Raw genomic sequence first — 17,496 nt, forward strand, 5'->3', positions numbered from 1 at the left:
CACCCGGATCATGCCGGGCATGCCTACCCTGCTTCGTCGCCTGCCGGCGTTCCCGGCCTTCCTGCTGGCCTTGGCGCTGGCCTTCGGCGCCGCCCCCGCCTGGGCGCATGCCGACGCGGACACCACGGCCTCCGCCGCCACGCCGGCGCAAACCCTGCAGCAGCTGAGCGATCAGCTCGACACGGCGAAGGCGGCGCTGAAGGATGCGCAGAACGGCAAGGCCGGCAGCACGCCGCTGGCCGACCTGCGCACCAGCGCGATGCAGGTGCAGGACCAGGCGCGTCAGCTGGCCGACAGCCTCGCGCCGCAGATGACGGCGCTGCAGGCGCAGCTCACCGTGCTGGGACCACCGCCGGCCAAGGGCGCACCGCCGGAGGCACCGGAAGTGGCCGCGCAGCGCCGCCAGCTGGACAAGGCGCAAGCCAGCCTCAACGCGCAGATCGTGCAGGCGAAATCGCTGGGCCTGGATGCCTTGCAACTGGTGGCGCAGATCACCGGCCTGCGCAACGACCAGTTCCAGGCGCGCCTCGCCGCGCGCACGGACACGCCGCTCGGCCATGCGTTCTGGTCCGATCAGGCGCGCTCGCTGCCGAACGACCTGACCCGCTTCCAGCGCCTTGCCGCGCGCTGGTCCGAAGCCTGGGGTGACGCCTGGCAGCCACCGAACCGACAGCCGCTGCTGCTGTGCCTGGCCGCCGCCGTGCTGCTGCTCGCCGGCGGCCGCTGGACGCTGCAGCGGCTGTGGCAGTTCGTCGCCGCGCGCTGGCTGCCGGACGGCCACCTGCGCCGCAGCGCGATGGCGGCGGTGATGGCGCTGTCCACCACCCTGGTGATCGGGCTGGCCGCAAGGCTGGTGCATCTGGGCCTGGCCTGGAACGACACGCTGGACGCCGACCTCGACGCGATGGCCGCCTCGGCGGTGCACACCGTCAGCTTCGCCGCGCTGATGGCCGGGCTGGGCAGTGCGCTGCTGTCGGCGCGACGCACCTCGTGGCGACTGCTGCCGCTGTCGGACTTCGCCGCGCAACGGCTGCGGCGCTTTCCGTGGCTGCTCGGCGGCGTCGCGCTGCTGACCGGCCTCACCGAGCGGGTCATCCGCAGCATCGGCTCCAGCCTGCCGGCCACGGTGCTGCTGCATGCCTTGCTGGCGCTGCTGATCAGCGCGCTGATCGGCCTGGTGCTGCTGCACCTGCGCCATGCGCGACGCGAGGCCGATGCGACGGGCGACACCCAGGCGCGCCGGCCGTTGTGGGTGGGCCTGCTGAGCTTCGCCGCCGCGCTGGGCGTGGCGTTGTGCTGGCTCGCAGTCTGCACCGGCTTCATCGCGCTGGCCTTCTTCGTCGCGGTGCAGATGTTGTGGACCGGCTTGGTGGCCGCCTGCCTGTACCTGCTGATGCAGCTGGTGCGCGACCTGTTCGAGGTGCTGCTGTCGCCGCACGGCCGCAGCGGCAAGCATCTGCAAGCCGGCTTCGACCTCGCTCCCGGCACGCTGGAGCAAGCTGCCACCGTGCTCACCGGCGTCACCCGCGTGCTGCTGGCGCTGGCCGCGCTGGCGCTGGTGCTGGCGCCGTTCGACGCCGGTCCGACGGAACTGGCGCAGCGCACGCTGCAGCTGTTCAGCGGGCTCAAGCTAGGCCAGCTCAACATCGAGCCCGGCACCGTGCTGGGCGCGGTCGCGGTGTTCGTCCTGGGGCTGGTGGCGCTGCGCATGCTCAAGCGCTGGCTGCGGGACCAGTTGCTGCCCGCCACCGCGATGGACCCGGGCATGCGCGACTCCATCGTCACCCTGCTCGGCTATCTGGGCGGCGTGCTGGTGTTCGCGCTGGCGCTGGCTGCGCTCAACGTGAGCCTGCAGAGCATCGCGTGGATCGCCAGCGCACTGTCGGTGGGCATCGGCTTCGGCCTGCAGGCGGTGGTGCAGAACTTCATCTCCGGCCTGATCCTGCTGGTGGAGCGGCCGGTGAAGGTGGGCGACTGGGTGAGCCTGAGCAGCGAGGTCGAGGGCGACATCCGCCGCATCAACGTGCGCGCCACCGAGATCCAGCTGTGGGACCGCTCCACCGTGATCGTGCCGAACTCGCAGCTGATCACCCAGAACGTGCGCAACGTGACCCACGCCAGCGCGCAGGGCCGCGTGCGCATCCTGCTGCCGATGCCGCTGGACACCGATGCGGCGCGCGCGCGCCAGCTGATGCAGGACGCGTTGAAGGCACACCCCGCCACGCTGAGCACGCCGCCGCCCGTGGTGCGGCTGGACAACATCAACGCCAGCTCGATGACCTTCAGCATCACCTCCTACGTGCGCAGCCCGCGCGACGTGACGGCGGTGAAGAGCGACATCCTGTTCGACATCCTGGCCCGCCTGCGCACGGCGAACCTGCCGCTGTCCACGCCGCAGAGCATGGTGGTGCGCACGCTGGGGCCGCTGGGCGAGGACAGCCCCGCCGCGCCATCGCAGGCCGGTTGAGCACGGCGCGCGGGGCAAGCCGATGGCCTGGCACAGCATCGTCCCCGCGCCGCCGCTGGATGCCCTGATCGAGACGATCTGGGACTGGGACATGCCGCCGGCCGCCTCCGCCCGCGAACGCATCCTGCCGGTGCCCGGCACCTCGCTGATCGTCAACCTGCACGAAGACGAGACCCGCGTCTGGCACGACGACGGCCGCTGCGAGCGCGCCTCCGGCAGCGTGATCGGCGGCCCGTACCAGCGCAGCTGGATCATCGACACTGCCGAGCAGATCCGCGTGATGGGGCTGACGTTCCGTCCCGGCGGTGCACACGCGCTGATCGGCATAGACGTCGGTGAGCTGGGCCGGCGCGACGTGGATCTCGACGCGCTGTTCGGCGCTTCCGCGCGCCGGCTGCGCCAACGCCTGCTGGAGACGCCCGAACCGCTGCGCCGGCTGGCGCTGCTGGAAGGCTGGCTATGTGGCCTGCGCGCCGAACCGGCACTCGATCCGGTGATCGCCCATGCCGTCGCCGTGCTTGGCCGCGTGCCGCAACTGGTGCGCATCGGTGCGCTGCAACGCGACAGCGGGTGGTCGGCGCACCGCTTTGGCACGCGCTTCCGCGAGCAAGTGGGCATGACGCCCAAGCAGTTCGCCCGGCTGCTGCGCTTCCGTGCCGTGGTGGCGCAGGCGCACCCACATACGGAAGTGCGCTGGAGCGAGCTTGCCGCCGACAGTGGTTACAGCGACCAGGCTCACCTCAACCACGAATTCCGCGCCTTCGCCGGTATCACGCCGGGCGAGTTCATGGCCTGCCGCGGCTCCGGCCCGAACCATCTGCGGCTGGACTGACACGAGCGGAAAAATCTACAAGACCGCCCTCCGCGGCAAGCGTAGGCTGCATCCGCCAACCACCACGGAGCACGCCATGTCGGACGCCATCCACGGCAGCACCCTGATCCCCTGCCTGCGCTACCGCGACACCCACGCCATGATCGCCTGGCTGTGCCGCGCCTTCGGCTTCGAGAAACATGCGGTTTACGACGACGATGCCGGCGGCGTGGCGCACGCCCAGCTCGTGCACGGCCACGGCATGCTGATGCTGGGCAGCGTGCGCGACGACGCGTTCGGCCGGCACATCGCCCAGCCCGACGAGGTCGGCGGCCGCGAAACCCAGTGCACCTATGTGATCGTCGCCGACTGCCGGGCCCACTACGAACACGCCAAAGCCGCCGGCGCGGTGATCGTGGACGACTGCGAGGAGAAGGACTACGGCGGCACCGGCTACAGCTGCCGCGACCCGGAAGGCCACCTGTGGTCGTTCGGCAGCTACGATCCGTGGCGGACTGAGTGAAAGCGGTATCCGTGAGTAAAACGGAATCCGTTCGCCCGGAACCTGGCGCCGAAGGCGCGACGCGGAGAGTGCACATGGACGTCCGCACTTCGAGAGCGAGGAAGTCGAAGGGACTCGTGTTTGCGTGAGGGGGTTGTTTCGACTGCGCGGAACTTCGTTCCGCTACGCTCAACACGATCGGGTTTCGGGACAGCCGTTCGAGGCATCACGAAAACGAAGGCCGGCTTGCGCCGGCCTTCGCGTTTCTGCAGCGGCTGCCGTGCCGGGGTTTATGGCGTGCAGGCCTTGCCATGTTCGGCGTGGTTGCCCTTGGCCTTGGCGTCGGCCTCGCTCATGTACTCGCCGTGCTTGGTCTTGCCGTACCACTTGTCGCCGGAGCAGTGGTAGACCTTGCTGCTGTCGTTGACCCAGACCATGCCCGGACCGCCGCCCGGCGCCGCGGTGGCGGCCGGCTTGGTCCAGGCCGTGGATTTCTTCGACGCAGCCGCAGGAGCCGCGGCGGCAGCCGGTGCGGCGGCAGCTGCAGGTGCAGCCGCTTCCGCGGCGGCCTCCTTCTTCGACTCATGCTTCGACGCCTTGGCCGGGGCGGCGTCGGCGGCGTACCACTCCTTCACGCCCTTGTGGCCCTTGCAGGAGCCGCGCTTGGTGGCGTTGCTGGTGTAGCTGCCGTCCTTGCACTGGCCGGTGGAACCAGCGGGCGCAGCGGACTGCTGCGCCTGAACGGCCGGCATGGCCAGCAGGCAGCCAAAGGCCAGGGAAAACACGATGGACGCTTTCATCTTCAGACTCCCTCCTGCGCGATGGTGATCTTGGTGCGACCGGCCCTGCCCTCGCCTCAGTATGCCGTGTCGTTCGTCACGCGCCGGCAACGCTTCACGTGGGAAGCGACTGCCAGCACCTGGCGTCCGGGCGCGGAGAAGTCCGCACCGGCCGCGCGACTATGCCGCAAAACCATGTCGATGCGATGCGAAGCCTGCCGCAACGGCAGGCTTCCATCGTGCTCAGGGCTGCGCCGGCGGCTTCAGCGCCGAATGCGGCCGCGCCACCGCGTACATCTGCCAGCTGATCTCCTTCAACAGGCCCTGGCGATCCTTGCCGACGGCGTACAGGTCGAAATGCGTGCGATCCGGGATGAAGCGGATGTCGGACTTCGCGTGCAGGCCGTCCAGCACCGCCTTGAGCTTGTGCGCGGCGCCGTCGAGGTAGAACGTGTCGGCGGTGCCCACGTAGAGATGGATCTTGCCGTCAAGCTCGGGCTTCAGTTCGGGCCAGTGCTGCTGCAGGCGGTGCGCGATGTCGTAGTGCTCGCGCCAGTAGGCCACCACGGCAGGATCGACGTCGCCGGTGTCGCGGTCGAACATCGGCTCGGGCCGACCATCCTTGCCCTTGGGCGAGAACACCCAGTCGAACGAGGCCATCTGGCCGCCGTAGGGGCCGAGCACGCGTTCCAGCTGGGCGAACTGCTGGAAGGTGGCCAGCACCTTGCCCTTGTCGCGCACCAGCGGATAGGCCGTGCCGTCGGGCTTGCGGTAGACGTTGGCGTGCGGCGCATACAGGTCCACGCCGGTGAAGTCGTGGAAGTCGCTGGGGTCGGGCGAGGTGGACCAGGTGCCGCCGAAGATCTTCGGATAGCGCGTCTGCAGCCACAGCGTGGCCCAGCCGCCCGACGAATGGCCTTGCAGGAAGCGGCCGCTCGACTTCGCATCCATGCGATAGGTCTTTTCCAGCTGCGGGATCAGCTCGGTGGTGAGCGCGACGCCCCACGGACCGTTGTTTACCGAATCGGCGAACTCCGTGGTGCCGGTGGGGCTGGATTGGTCGAGGAACACCCAGATCATCGGCGGCATCTGCTTTTCCGCCGTGGCGCCGTAGACCATCGCGGCACTGCCCGCCAGCGTGTTCGCGTCGCCGCCGTAGCCGTGCGTGTAGTACACCGTGGGATAGGTCGTCGCGGCCTTGGCGTCGTAGCCTGGCGGCAGCATCACCCAGCCATGCATGTGGATCGGCCGGCCCCAGAACGCGCTCAACGCGGGGCTGACGAAGTCGATGGCCTGCGTGTGCTGGCGCGCCTCGTCGAAATGCTTGAGCGAGGTCTCGCTCATGTAGCGCTTCGGGATGTCCCACGCCTTGCGCTCCGGCAATGTATCCGTGAGCGTCAGGTCGGGTATGGCCGCAGTCGGCAGATGCAGCTTCACCACCTTGCTCACCAGGTCGCCGCCGTCGCGGCCGTGGTAGTTGTAGTCGTGGTGCACGTCGAGCACGGCCTGCACGTAGTAGTCGCCCGGCGCCAGCTGCGACCAGCCGGTGGGAAACGCAGTGTGGTCGGCGTCGATGTCGACCGCCTCTCCCGGCACGAGCCGGCTCACCTCGCGCGCGGCCACCGCGGTCTGGGTGGGAAAGAACGGGCTGGTGTCCACCTCCTCCACCTTGCCGTCGCCGCCGTGCTCCTTCGCCGCGGCCTCGGCATCCTTCGCGTCGATTGCGAACAGCAGCAGCCGGCCGGACACCGGCTGCGTCCCGGCACTGCCGAGTTGGACATGGAAGAAACGGTGCGCGGGTACGGCTGGCGCGGTGTCGCGCGCGAACGCGGTGGCGGAGAACAGCAGGCCGCAACTGAGCAGCGCGGCGACGACGGGACGACTACGCATGGTGATCCCCTTTGGCAAACAACGTGGCTGAAACAATCTCCCTTCTCCCTCCGGGAGACAAATCGGCAGGATTGCCGATTTGCACGGCGAAGCCGCCGCAGGTGAGGTACATGGATGTGCCGAATGAAGGTGCCCGAAGGGCGGATGAGGGTTCGGCGAGCATCAACGCCCAGCTTCGACCGGACCCTCTCCCCAACCCCTCTCCCGGCGGGAGAGGGGCTCAAAACTCAATCCTGCTTGTCGGTGACCTGCACCGGCACCGGCCGCAGATCCTGGAAATCGAAGCTGAAGTCGGTCATCGGCGAGATGGGCCGAATGCGCATTTCGCGCACGTGGCCGTCGTCGTCCAGCGCGAAGTTGACGAAAGCATCGGCGTTCAGCGAGCGGTCGTCCCAGCGCACGATGAAAGTGTCGTGCTGCCACGGCGTCATCGTGCCGACCAGTTGCTTCGTCTTGCTGAAGCGCAGGCGCAGCTTGCTGCCTTCGCTGCTGACCAGGATGTCGCCGTACCACGGGTCGCGGTAGGTGCCGACGTAGCCGGCGAGCGGCAGCGAAGGCTTGGCGTTCTTGTCGCGCGCGGCCTCGTGCTTGGCCCAGCTGTCGTCGGCGCGCGCCTCGCTCTTCTTCACCGACTTGTCGTAGGCCGCCACCCAGTCGGTCTTGTGCTCGGGGTTCAAATACGCGTCGAGCACGCGGTAGGTGATCGCGTTGAACGCGGCGCCGGACTCCTGGTTGGTCAGCACCACCACGCCCAGATGCTGGCCCGGCACCAGGGTGAGGCGCGAGACGAAGCCCGGCCAGCCGCCGGTGTGCCACACCAGTTTCTTGCCCATGTAGTCGCTGAGGAACCAGCCCTCGCCGTAGCCGGAGAACTGCGGCACCAGTGGCGTCAGCTCGGGGATCGAGGGCTTGCCGATCGGGATCGGCGTCAGCATCGACCACATCTCGCGATGCGCCTTCTCGGAGAACAGCCGCTTGCCGTCCGGCAGTTCGCCGCCGGCCAGTTGCACGTTCATCCATTTGGCGAGGTCGTCGACGCTGGCGTAGATGCCGCCTGCGCCGGGGTCGTTGAGCCAGGCCATCGGCGGCACCGGCTTCACGTCCTTGAAGTCGTAGGGCGCGTGGCCGGTGGCCGCGTCCATGCCAGGCTTGAGGTAGGTCATGTCGACCAGCGATTCGTCCATGCCCACCGGCTGGAAGATGTGCTGGCGGATGTAGTCGGCGTAGCTCTGGCCGGAGACCTTTTCGATCACCAGCGTGGCCACCGCGAACAGGATGTTGTCGTAGGCGTAGTGGCCGCGGAAGCTGTTCTTGATCGGCACGTCGGCGAGGCGCTTCACCACGTCCGCGGTGGTGTAGCTGGTCGGCGGCCAGTACAAGAGGTCACCCGCGCCGAGGCTGAGGCCGCTGCGATGCGCCAGCAGGTCGCGGATGCGCATCTCGTGCGTCACGTAGGGGTCGCTCATGCGGAACCCCGGCAGGTAGTCGATCACCCGGCCGTCCATGTCCAGCTTGCCTTGGTCGGCCAGCATCTGCAGCGCCGCGGCGGTGAACGCCTTGGTGTTGGAGGCGATCGCGAACAGCGTGTCCGCATCGACCTTGTCCGGCTTGCCCAGCTCGCGGACGCCGTAGCCCTTGGCCAGCACGACCTTGCCGTCCTTCACGATGGCCACCGCGATGCCAGGCACCTTGAAGGTCTTCAAGGTGTCGGCCATGTAGGCGTCGAAGTCCTGCAACTGGGCCGGCAGTGCCGGCTGCACGGCAGTCGCCGCGGCGGTCGTCGACGGCACCGGCGCCGGTGCGACTTGCGCCGCCGCCGCGGTGGCGAGGGTGAGCAGCGCGCTGCACACGGCAAGGCGCAGGGAAAGCTGACGCTGGAACATCGCGGACTCCGGTGGCATGAACCGCGCCACTATCGCGGCAATTTCGCGACAGGGCCAGCGCTGGAAGTCACGACCGCCATCCGGCAAGCTTCGCCGTCACCCAGAAGCCTGCCGGAGCCCCATGGACGCCCTCCCTCTCTGGATCAGCCAGCACGCCCTGACGCTGTGGGCCGTCGTGCTGGTCCTGGCCCTGTTGGTCGCCGACTTCGGCTGGCGCCGCGCGCGCCGCCGCCGGCTGGCGGCGACCGGCCGGGAGGGTTACCTCGCGTTGCGCCCGGGCACGGCCGCGGTCCTGCTGGCGCTGCTGGCGGCACTGTTCGGCCTGCTGGCCTGGGCGGTGTGGGCACAAACCGCGCTGGTGCGCTTCGACGCGGCGCTGGCGCAGCACCTGCACGATAGGCTCTCGCCGGGAATGCTGCAGGCCATCGATCTCGTCACCCAGCTGGGCGATCCCGTGCTGATCGCGTTGGGCGCCGGCGTGGTCGCCCTGGTGCTGGCGCTGCGCCGGCGCTGGCGGCTGTTCCTGCCCTGGTGCGTCGCGCTGGGCGGCACTGCGGGCAGCTGTCACCTCGTCAAGCAGTTCGTGCAACGGCCGCGTCCGTTCGGCGGCCACGGCTTCATCGCCGAGGCCGGCTTCAGCTTCCCCAGCGGCCACGCCGCGGGATCGATGGCGTTCTTCGGCCTGCTCGCCTACCTGCTGCTGCGCCAATGGCCGCCGCCGCGCCACCGCGACACGGTCGCCGTCGCGGTGGCGCTGGTCACCATCGTCGGCTTCAGCCGGGTGCTGCTGCAGGCGCATTACCTGTCCGACGTGCTGGCCGGCTACGCGCTGGGCGCCTTCTGGCTGGTGATCGGCATTGCGCTGGCCGAGCAGCTGCGGCGCGGCGATCAGGCCCGGTAGTTGTCGACTTCGCGATAGCGCCGCGCATACAGGCCGAAAGCCAGCGCGGCGAGCAACGCGAACGCCGCGAAAAAGAACATCTGGAACGCCACCAGGCCCAGGCCGGTGCCGGCGATCGCGCCGGTCACCGCCTCGTTGCGCACCGCCGCGTTGGCCAAGAGCACCCAGAGATTGCCTACTGTCGTGGTGAGGTTCCAGAAGCTCATCACCACGCCCTTCATCGAGGCCGGCGCCTGGCTGTAAGCGAACTCCAGCCCGGTCGCCGAGACCAGCACCTCGCCCAGGGTGAGCAGCGCATACGGCAGCACCTGCCAGAAGATCGACAGCGGCGTGCCGCCGTCGAGCAGCAGTTGCAAGCCGCCCACCACGATCCAGGCCAGGCCGCTGAACGCGATGCCCGCGGTCATCCGGCGCAGCGCGGTGGGTTCCCAGCCGCGGCGACGCAGCAGCGGGTACAGCACCAGGTTGTTGAACGGGATCAGCAGCATCACCAGCAGCGGATTCAGCGCCTGCATCTGCGCCGACTGGAACCACGCCGGCATCGTCATCTCGTTGCCCTGCAGCACCCAGGTCGAAGCCTTCTGGTCGAACAGCGAGAAGAACGGTGTGGTGAGCGCGAAGATCACCAGCACGCGCAGCACGTTGCGCGCGCCGTCCACCGCGGCATCCGGATGCGTGCCGCGGGCACGCTCCATCTGCAGCCAGGCGCCGCCGCCCACGCCGCCGATCAGCGCCACCAGGGCGAGGCAGGCGACGACCACGAAGCCGAGCTGGGGCAGCAGCGCGAACGCGGCACCGGCCGCCGCCACGCCGGCCACCGCCACCCACAAACCCGGCCGCGCCTGCCCCGGCGCCTGCGCCAGCAGGGCGGTGCGGATCACCCGCGAGAACGCGTGCGGGTCGGGCGGCGCCGGCGGCAGCATCACGTACTGCTTGCGCCCGGACCAGAACACCACGGTGGCCACGAACATCAGCGCGCCGGGGATGCCGAACGCCACCGCGGCGCCGAACTGGCGCAGGAAGATGGGCATCAGCAGCGAGGCGAAGAACGAGCCGAAGTTGATGATCCAGTAGAACGCGTCAAACACCACTTTCGCGAGGTGTTTGTTCGACTGGTCGAACTGGTCGCCCACGAACGAAGCCACCAGCGGCTTGATGCCGCCCGCGCCCAGCGCGATCAATCCCAGGCCGATGAAGAAGCCGGTGCGGTGGTGCTCGAAGATCGCGAGGCAGGCATGGCCCAGGCAATACACCAGGCTCATCCACAGCACGGTCGAGTACTTGCCGAAGAAACGGTCGGCCAGCCAGCCGCCCAGCAGCGGGAAGAAGTACACGCCGATCACGAAGCTGTGGAACACGTCCTTCGCCGCGCCGGGCCGTTCCGACTCGGGCAGGTACAGCAGCAGGCTGGTGATCAGGAACGGCGTGAGGATGTTGCGCATCCCGTAGAACGAGAAACGCTCGCAGCCCTCGTTGCCGATGATGTACGGGATCTGTCGCGGCAAGCGCGCGCGGTCGCTGGCGATGTTCAAGCTTCGGCTCCTGGCGGATCGACGGCACCTCTCGCCGCGACCGGACCACCGAGTGTGCGCAATTTCTTGCGCACAGGGAAGCCGGGCCGCGAAAAGCCGATGCTAGACTCGCCTCCCGCCCGCCACCGGTCATCGCATGCGTTCCTGGAAACCGCTGCTCGTGCTCGCGATCGTCGTGGTCGCACTGTGGTGGAGCCGGCAGGCGCATACACCGGCCCCGGTCCCCCCGGCAAGCGCGCCCGCTGCCACGGCGAACGACGGCAACGGCGCCACGCTGCCGGCCTTTCTGCCGCCCGAGGCGCACGACACGCTGGCGCTGATCGCCCGGGGCGGCCCGTTCCCGCACCGTCAGGACGGCGTGGTGTTCGGCAATTACGAAGGCCTGCTGCCGAAGCAGCCGCGCGGCTACTACCACGAGTACACGGTGGACACGCCCGGTGCGCACAACCGCGGCACGCGGCGCATCATCACCGGCGGGATACCGCCCGAGGTGTACTACTACACCGACGACCACTACCGCAGCTTCCGCCAGTTCGCGGTGCCTCGATGAACGCGCTGCCGCTCGATCCCGACCTCACCCGCCCCAGCCAGAACGGCGTGTACTTCGTGGGCGATGCCGATCTCGCGCGGCTGGCCGCGAACGCCACGCGCGATGAGCTGGCCGTGTGCCGCACCGACCTCGCCGGCTGCCGCGACAAGGCCGCACTGCTGCAGCGCCTCGCCGCGTCGCTGGCACTGCCCGCCGATTTCGGCCACAACTGGGACGCGCTGGCCGACTGCCTGCGCGACCTCGGCTGGTTGCCGGCCTGGGGCCACGTGCTGCTGTTCGAGCACATCGGGGAACTGCAGCACGACGCCGATCGCGACTACGACGTGCTGCTCGGCATCCTCGACGATGCCGCCACCTTCGCGCAGGAAACGGACCGCCCGTTCTTCGCCTTCCTTGCGCTGCCGGCGGACATGCCCGCCGCCATCCCTGCCACGCACTAATGCAAACCGGAACGCCATGGCCCATCACGAATTCGAACTGTACGGCGACCACGTCGAGCTGAACCTGCTGCTGAAACTGGTCGGCCTGTGCGACAGCGGCGGCGCCGGCAAGCACCTGGTGGCCAGCGGCGTGGTACGTGTGGATGGCGCCGTCGAACTGCGCAAGACCTGCAAGATCCACGCAGGCCAGGTGGTGAGCATGGGCGACGAGGAGATCCACGTGCTGGCCGACCCGAACTGACTGGTTTGCCGGGCTACCCGGGCAGAACGTCCAGCCGCCGCTGCAACGCGGCGCGGTCGGGCAGCCGCAGTCCGAACTCCTGCTCCAGCACCCGGCACACCTCCGCGCTGTCGCCCAGCGTGCGCCGCTCCGGCTCCGCGCCGGGCCGGCGCACGGTGAACTCGCGGTCGCGCAGGGTCAGCCGGCGGTCGCGCAGGGTGCGCGCCGCGATCAGGTGCTGCACGAAATTCGACTCCGGGTACGTGGACACGTAGTGGTTCGCCACCACGTAGTCGATGAAGGCGCGCGGCTGCAGGTCGAAGCGGTACAGCGTCAGCCAGTCGCCGCGCACGCAGGCCTGCATGCGCCATTCGCCACCCCGTTCCAGCAGCCGGAACGGCTCCAGTTCCGTGGCCTGCGCCACGCCGGGTTCCAGCCGCAGCGCCCCAGCCAGGTTCATGCTGCCGAAGCCCACGTCGGTCAGCCAGCTGTCGCCGTCCACTTCCACCTGGAGCAGCATGTGGGTCTGCGCGGTGACCGCGTCCTCGGGCTGGTTCCACAACACGCGCGCGATCAGGCCGTGCACCGTGTATCCGATCGCGCGCAGCGCGGCGGCGAACAGCAGGTTCTGTTCGAAGCAGTAGCCGCCGCGGCCTTCGTGCAGCAGCTTGCGTTCCAGCGCATCGAGCTCCAGCCGCACCGGCATGCCACACAGCGGATCGAGGTTCTCGAACGGGATCGCCGCCGCATGCGCCACCGCCAGCGCGCGCAGCGTGGGCAGGTCGGGCGCCGGCGCGTCGCGGTAATCGATGCGTTGCAAGTAGGCAGCCAGGTCGATCGCGTCGGACATGCGGGGACTCCAGTGAAGGCGGCACGGTAGCATCGGGCGCGGCGCGCAGGTAACCGGCCCGCCCCTGCCGGCGAATAGCGTATCGAAGCATCCTCGCGAGGTCCGCCATGTCCACTTGCCGCCATCCCCTCCGTACCCTGGGCGCCACGCTCGCCCTGGGCCTGCTCGGCGCCTGCACGCTGCCGCCCGCGGCCGCCGCGAAGCTGCCGCCACCGGCCGTGGACGCACCACGCGCCGCCGCCCACGGCGAGCAGGTCGCGGTGTTCGCCGGCGGCTGCTTCTGGGGCGTGCAGGAGGTGTTCGAACACGTCAAGGGCGTGCGCAAGACCTGGGCCGGCTACAGCGGCGGCAGCGCCGTCACCGCGCATTACGACTTGGTCAGCGAAGGCGACACCGGGCATGCCGAATCGGTGAAGGTGGTGTTCGATCCGAGCCAGGTCAGCTACGGCCAGCTGCTGCAGGTGTTCTTCTCGGTCGCCACCAACCCCACCGAACTCAATCGGCAGGGGCCGGACAGCGGCACGCAATACCGCTCGATGATCTTCTACGCCAGCCCCGAGCAGCAGCGCATCGCCGCTGGCTACCTTGCCCAGCTCGGCAAGGCCGGGATCTACGCCGCGCCCATCGTCACCCAGCTGGTGCCGCTGAAGGCCTTCTATCCGGCGGAAAGCTGGCACCAGGACTACGCCAGCCACCACCCCGACGACCTCTACATCGCGATCAACGACACGCCCAAGGTCGCCAACCTGCGGCAGTGGTTCCCGGCGCTGTACATGAGGTAGGCCTACGGCTTGGGCGGCACCAGACTCAGGCGCGCCGGCGTCGGACGCGGGTTCATCAGGCGCTCGAGCGCGGCGGCCGGCAGCGGGTACGAATACAGGTAACCCTGCCCCTCGTCGCAGCCGGCCTTCAGCAGGAACTGGTGCTGGGCCTCTTGCTCGATGCCCTCGGCGATGGTGCCCAGGCCCAGGCTGCGCGCCATCGCCAGCATCGCCTCGACGATCGCCACGTCGTTGACGCCCTTCGGCAACCCGGTGATGAACGAACGGTCGATCTTCAACCAGGTCACGGCAGGCAGCTTGAGATAGGCCATCGAGGAATAGCCGGTGCCGAAGTCGTCGATCGCCACCTCGATGCCCAGGTCGTGCAGCGCGCGCATGGTGCGCTCGGTGTCGTCGCCCAGCCCCAGCATGGCGCCCTCGGTGATCTCCAGCACCAGCCGCTGCGGGGCGACCTGGTGTTCGCGCAGCGACCGGCCCAGTCCGTCGACGAAGGCGGGATGGGCCAGCCAGCGCGCGGACACGTTCACCGCCACCCGGATCTGCGGCATGCCGGCGCGGTCCCAGTCGCGAATCTGCCGGCAGGCGGTGCGCATCACCCATTCGTCGATACGGCGGATCAGGCCGAGGCTCTCGGCCACCGCGACGAATTCGCCCGGCGGCAATTCGCCACGCTCCGGGTGTTCCCAGCGCAGCAGCGCCTCCACTCCCACGATGCGGCCGCTGCGCAGGTCCATGCTGGGCTGGTAGCGCAGGCTGAATTCCTCGTTCGCCAGCGCCCGCCGCAACTCGGACACCAGCTGCAGGCGCTGGCGCGCATCGGCCTGCATGATCGGCGTGTAGAACCGCAGCGTGTTGCGCTCGGTGCTCTTGGCCACGTACATCGCGGCATCGGCATTGGCGATCAGCGTGGTCGCGTCGCCGCCGTCCAGCGGGTAGCCGGCGATGCCGATGCTGGCGCTCAGCACGATCTCGCAGTCGTCCACCACCATCGGCTCGGCCAGGCAGGCGAGCAGGCGCTCGGCCACCACGCCGGCGTCCTCGCGCAATTCGAGCCGGTCCAGCAGCACGGTGAACTCGTCACCGCCGATGCGACCGGCCACATCCCGTTCGGAAAGCTGCCGCCCGATCCGCTCGGCGACCTTCTGCAACACGCGGTCGCCCAACGCATGGCTGTAGCTGTCGTTGACGATCTTGAACGCGTCCAGGTCGATGAACAGCACCGCGATCGCGGTGCGCGTGCGCGACGCGGCGGCGATCGCGGCGCTGGCCTGCCGCTCGAACGCAACGCGGTTGGCCAGCCCGGTCAGCGGATCGTGCGTGGCCATGTACTCCAGCCGCTGCCGCTGCGCCTTGGCCACATGGATGTTGCTGAATACGGCCACGTAATGCAGCACGTGGTGCTGCACGTCGCGGATCGCGCTGATGCTCAACTGCTCGGGGTAGCTGCTGCCGTCCTGGCGCCGGCTCTGCACCTCGCCATTCCAGTGGCGGCCGCCCGCCAGCCCGCTCCAGACGGACTCCGGCAGGGGTTCGCCATCGGGCATGCGACGGGTCTCGTCGAAGCGCCGCCCCAGCAAGGCCTGCGCGTCGAAGCCGGTGATTTCGGCATGGGCGGCATTGACCGAGACCACCCGGCGTTCGGCATCGGCGATGATCACGCCCTCGGCGATGCCGGCCAGCGCCTCGGCGGCCACCCGGCGCTCGCGCTCCATCGTCACGCGCTCGGAAATGTCGCGGATGATCGCCTGCCGCACCTGACGGCCGCTCCAGGTGACCAGGCTGCTCTCGATCTCCACCGGGCGCTGCTTGCCGTCGTCGGTCAGCAGCATGCCGATCGTGCCCCGCTTGGCCTGCGGCTGCAGCCCGCCGGCGAAGATCGTGTCGAACGGGCGCCCTTCCAGCAGGCCCCTGGTGCAACCGATCCAGGCCTTGGCCGTGTGGTTCGCCTCGAGGATTCGGCCGCGGCTTTCGTCGATCATCAGGATCGCGTCGTTCGCGCTGTCGAACAGCAGGCGATAGCGCTCCTCGCTGCTGCGTATGCCTTGCAGGATGCGGCGCGCCATGCGCAACCACAGCAGCGAGGCGAGCACGGCCGCCGCGAGCACGGTCAGGAACAGCACGGTGCCGATCCAGGCCGCGCCGTCGGCGATCTGCGACGAGAACAGGTTGCTGCGCGGTTCGATGAACCGATTGGACTCCGCGATGCGTTCGCGTGCGGCCGCCGCCATGGCGGGCGTGATGCTGCCGTCGGCGTGGGCCCGCTGCAATTCGTCGGCGATGCGGTCCAGCCCGTCGATGGTGGCATCGGTGGAATACCACGCCGCGATGGCCTGGTTCATGTAAGGCGCCGAGGAGAAGTAATGCAGCATGAAAATCATGCCGTCGATCGCTTCCGGTATCACGTGCGCATCGCGGAACGACTGCCGAACCCTCGCATGGTCGAAATGGCCGCTGGCGATCGCGTCGCGGGCCCAGCGGTCCGCGGCGAGCACCGCCATGTTCTTCCGGTAGTCGGCCAGCAGGTCGGTGCGACCGCTCTGGGCGTAGCTCTCGAGGTCGATCACCGCCTGCTTCTGCGCCTTGGACCAGACACTCTCGCCGTTGAGGAAACCGGCGAGAGTGACCTGGATCTGCAGGGCTCCCCAAGTCAGGGCGAGGACCAGGCCGACCACCAACGACAGCGCCACCGCCAGCGGTAGCAGGTGCTGCGACAATGATCTTCGCTGGTTGGAAGTCATGCTCTGCATCGTGCCGATTCTAAAGCAACAAGCGCGCCATGTTGCCGGCGCGCCCCCTGTCAAAGGCCCGTGGAATCAGGCTGCGGCCCCTGCCCGCACATCCAGCCTGCCCTGCCTCTCGATGCAATGATCCAAGGTGATGCACATGCTCGTGTAACTGCGGCGCACGCATTCGCCCAGATGACGGACCTGGTCTGCCCCCGGCGTCGTGCCGACCAGGGCGCAGACGATCTCCAGCGCCTCCCAAGGATGAGTATCGTCATAGGCCGCGTGAAGTTGAAGCCAACGCAAGCTCCTGGCGCGCCCCTCCTTCGGCAGGCTTTCCGCGTAGGCGGTGCTTTCAAAGATCCGCTGCGACCATTCGCCGGTGGCTCCCTCCACGGCGTAATTGGTGGCCACGATGCCTGCCGCCAGGTCGCCGCTGCGGCTCGCCTCCTCGCACCACGCGGCCAGCGCCTGACTGCCCACCGGCGGCCGCCCCGTCGTCACCTCCTCCTCCGGCACTCCGGCCCCCTCGGCCCAGTTCAGCCAGTACTCGGCGTGGTTCTGCTCGACGCGGATGTTGCGCACCAGCCAGCGCCGGGCGAGGTTGTCGCCCGGGCTGCGGCCGTAGCGGGTCTTCAACAGGTTGTGGGCCATGTAGGCCGGGAAGCGTTCGATCACCGGCCACACGCCCACCATGAAGTTGCGCGTGGACGCCGGGTCGAGGCGGGCCTCGCTCATCCGCGCCCACACTTCATGGCCGAGGATGCCCTGCTTCGCCTGCTCGCAATCGGCCACCATGTCCTGCGCCCACTGCGGGTAGCTGCCCAGTTCGGTGAGCGGACCGGTACGTTCAAAACGGGTATGCATGTGATTCTCCACTGTCGGTTGTGATGCCCGGCGGGGTACTGCCGTCCGACGGCCGACTCGGGGGCCGGGCGCCCGCAAACCGGCCGTGCCCCGTCGCCATGCCGGCGACGGATGTCCTCGTGTGCTGAAGCCCGATTGTCACGCGGCCCGGCGGATGCTGCCGCCCTCATGCCGCGGATGCTGCATGTGCCGGGCGACGGCCCCCGGACCGGCCGCGAGCCTGCGCCGATTAAGCTGCGGTACGGAAAGCCGCCAGCCCTTGGCGCACAAGGCCTGCCATGGAAACAGCCGATCCCCGG

15 protein-coding genes are annotated in these 17,496 nt (G+C 69.0%); 8 read left to right on the forward strand and 7 right to left on the reverse strand.

Annotation, left to right across the window (positions count from 1 at the left end; all coding sequences use genetic code 11):
• The first annotated feature begins 19 nt into the window (after nt 1-19).
• From AB7878_RS01550 to AB7878_RS01560, 3 genes are all read left to right on the forward strand, one after another.
• The gene (locus AB7878_RS01550) at nt 20-2,467 is read left to right on the forward strand and encodes a DUF3772 domain-containing protein (RefSeq protein WP_369492665.1); all 2,448 of its coding nucleotides are present in this window, start codon (nt 20-22) and stop codon (nt 2,465-2,467) included.
• A 22-nt stretch (nt 2,468-2,489) separates the two neighbouring features.
• The gene (locus AB7878_RS01555) at nt 2,490-3,299 is read left to right on the forward strand and encodes a DUF6597 domain-containing transcriptional factor (RefSeq protein WP_369492666.1); all 810 of its coding nucleotides are present in this window, start codon (nt 2,490-2,492) and stop codon (nt 3,297-3,299) included.
• Nucleotides 3,300-3,375: 76 nt separating this feature from the next.
• Entirely contained in the window at nt 3,376-3,801 is a 426-nt protein-coding gene (locus AB7878_RS01560) for a VOC family protein (RefSeq protein ID WP_369492667.1), read from the forward strand.
• A 269-nt stretch (nt 3,802-4,070) separates the two neighbouring features.
• On the opposite strand, the gene AB7878_RS01565 is transcribed toward AB7878_RS01560, so the two are convergent.
• From AB7878_RS01565 to AB7878_RS01575, 3 genes are all read right to left on the reverse strand, one after another.
• Complete coding sequence (locus AB7878_RS01565; protein ID WP_369492668.1) at nt 4,071-4,580, reverse strand: DUF3761 domain-containing protein; 510 nt, start codon at nt 4,578-4,580, stop codon at nt 4,071-4,073.
• Nucleotides 4,581-4,802: 222 nt separating this feature from the next.
• Entirely contained in the window at nt 4,803-6,449 is a 1,647-nt protein-coding gene (locus tag AB7878_RS01570; protein WP_369492669.1) for an alpha/beta hydrolase, read from the reverse strand.
• A 227-nt stretch (nt 6,450-6,676) separates the two neighbouring features.
• Entirely contained in the window at nt 6,677-8,332 is a 1,656-nt protein-coding gene (locus AB7878_RS01575; protein WP_369492670.1) for a serine hydrolase, read from the reverse strand.
• Nucleotides 8,333-8,453: 121 nt separating this feature from the next.
• Between AB7878_RS01575 and AB7878_RS01580 the strand changes: the two genes are divergently transcribed.
• A complete protein-coding gene (locus tag AB7878_RS01580; RefSeq protein ID WP_369492671.1) occupies nt 8,454-9,233 on the forward strand; it encodes a phosphatase PAP2 family protein in 780 nt (259 codons plus the stop codon).
• Here the strand turns inward: AB7878_RS01580 and AB7878_RS01585 are convergent.
• Nucleotides 9,221-10,765 carry a POT-type proton-dependent oligopeptide transporter gene (locus AB7878_RS01585; protein WP_369492672.1) on the reverse strand — a complete coding sequence of 515 codons (1,545 nt, stop codon included), beginning with the start codon at nt 10,763-10,765 and terminating at the stop codon, nt 9,221-9,223. The genes AB7878_RS01580 and AB7878_RS01585 overlap by 13 nt on opposite strands.
• 136 nt (nt 10,766-10,901) lie before the next feature.
• Between AB7878_RS01585 and AB7878_RS01590 the strand changes: the two genes are divergently transcribed.
• Genes AB7878_RS01590 through AB7878_RS01600 form a run of 3 tightly spaced genes read left to right on the forward strand, consistent with a single transcriptional unit; the run spans nt 10,902 to nt 11,996 of the window.
• The gene (locus AB7878_RS01590; RefSeq protein ID WP_369492673.1) at nt 10,902-11,315 is read left to right on the forward strand and encodes a guanyl-specific ribonuclease; all 414 of its coding nucleotides are present in this window, start codon (nt 10,902-10,904) and stop codon (nt 11,313-11,315) included.
• A complete protein-coding gene (locus AB7878_RS01595) occupies nt 11,312-11,755 on the forward strand; it encodes a barstar family protein (protein WP_369492674.1) in 444 nt (147 codons plus the stop codon). Before AB7878_RS01590 ends, AB7878_RS01595 begins: the two co-directional genes overlap by 4 nt.
• A 16-nt stretch (nt 11,756-11,771) precedes the next feature.
• A complete protein-coding gene (locus AB7878_RS01600; RefSeq protein ID WP_369492675.1) occupies nt 11,772-11,996 on the forward strand; it encodes an RNA-binding S4 domain-containing protein in 225 nt (74 codons plus the stop codon).
• Nucleotides 11,997-12,009: 13 nt separating this feature from the next.
• Here the strand turns inward: AB7878_RS01600 and AB7878_RS01605 are convergent, their stop codons facing one another.
• Complete coding sequence (locus AB7878_RS01605; protein WP_369492676.1) at nt 12,010-12,825, reverse strand: arylamine N-acetyltransferase family protein; 816 nt, start codon at nt 12,823-12,825, stop codon at nt 12,010-12,012.
• Nucleotides 12,826-12,932: 107 nt separating this feature from the next.
• Here AB7878_RS01605 and msrA point away from each other — a divergent pair, with 107 nt between their 5' ends.
• On the forward strand, nt 12,933-13,607 hold the full coding sequence (gene msrA, locus AB7878_RS01610) for a peptide-methionine (S)-S-oxide reductase MsrA (protein WP_369492677.1): 675 nt from the start codon (nt 12,933-12,935) through the stop codon (nt 13,605-13,607).
• A gap of 2 nt (nt 13,608-13,609) precedes the next feature.
• Here msrA and AB7878_RS01615 read toward each other — a convergent pair whose 3' ends face one another.
• Both AB7878_RS01615 and AB7878_RS01620 read right to left on the reverse strand, forming a co-directional pair.
• Complete coding sequence (locus tag AB7878_RS01615; RefSeq protein ID WP_369492678.1) at nt 13,610-16,345, reverse strand: putative bifunctional diguanylate cyclase/phosphodiesterase; 2,736 nt, start codon at nt 16,343-16,345, stop codon at nt 13,610-13,612.
• A 75-nt stretch (nt 16,346-16,420) separates the two neighbouring features.
• The gene (locus AB7878_RS01620) at nt 16,421-17,197 is read right to left on the reverse strand and encodes an iron-containing redox enzyme family protein (RefSeq protein WP_369492679.1); all 777 of its coding nucleotides are present in this window, start codon (nt 17,195-17,197) and stop codon (nt 16,421-16,423) included.
• Nucleotides 17,198-17,496 lie beyond the last annotated feature (299 nt).

The sequence above is a fragment of the Rhodanobacter humi genome (genome assembly GCF_041107455.1).
Taxonomy (GTDB): Bacteria; Pseudomonadota; Gammaproteobacteria; order Xanthomonadales; family Rhodanobacteraceae; genus Rhodanobacter_A.

Bases quoted from the DNA above. Each gene is read 5' to 3' on its own strand.
- AB7878_RS01550 (WP_369492665.1), top strand. From the start codon at position 20: ATGCCTACCCTGCTTCGTCGCCTGCCGGCGTTCCCGGCCTTCCTGCTG.
- AB7878_RS01555 (WP_369492666.1), top strand. From the start codon at position 2,490: ATGGCCTGGCACAGCATCGTCCCCGCGCCGCCGCTGGATGCCCTGATC.
- AB7878_RS01560 (WP_369492667.1), top strand. From the start codon at position 3,376: ATGTCGGACGCCATCCACGGCAGCACCCTGATCCCCTGCCTGCGCTAC.
- AB7878_RS01565 (WP_369492668.1), bottom strand. From the start codon at position 4,580: ATGAAAGCGTCCATCGTGTTTTCCCTGGCCTTTGGCTGCCTGCTGGCC.
- AB7878_RS01570 (WP_369492669.1), bottom strand. From the start codon at position 6,449: ATGCGTAGTCGTCCCGTCGTCGCCGCGCTGCTCAGTTGCGGCCTGCTG.
- AB7878_RS01575 (WP_369492670.1), bottom strand. From the start codon at position 8,332: ATGTTCCAGCGTCAGCTTTCCCTGCGCCTTGCCGTGTGCAGCGCGCTG.
- AB7878_RS01580 (WP_369492671.1), top strand. From the start codon at position 8,454: ATGGACGCCCTCCCTCTCTGGATCAGCCAGCACGCCCTGACGCTGTGG.
- AB7878_RS01590 (WP_369492673.1), top strand. From the start codon at position 10,902: ATGCGTTCCTGGAAACCGCTGCTCGTGCTCGCGATCGTCGTGGTCGCA.
- AB7878_RS01595 (WP_369492674.1), top strand. From the start codon at position 11,312: ATGAACGCGCTGCCGCTCGATCCCGACCTCACCCGCCCCAGCCAGAAC.
- AB7878_RS01600 (WP_369492675.1), top strand. From the start codon at position 11,772: ATGGCCCATCACGAATTCGAACTGTACGGCGACCACGTCGAGCTGAAC.
- AB7878_RS01605 (WP_369492676.1), bottom strand. From the start codon at position 12,825: ATGTCCGACGCGATCGACCTGGCTGCCTACTTGCAACGCATCGATTAC.
- msrA (WP_369492677.1), top strand. From the start codon at position 12,933: ATGTCCACTTGCCGCCATCCCCTCCGTACCCTGGGCGCCACGCTCGCC.
- AB7878_RS01615 (WP_369492678.1), bottom strand. From the start codon at position 16,345: ATGACTTCCAACCAGCGAAGATCATTGTCGCAGCACCTGCTACCGCTG.
- AB7878_RS01620 (WP_369492679.1), bottom strand. From the start codon at position 17,197: ATGCATACCCGTTTTGAACGTACCGGTCCGCTCACCGAACTGGGCAGC.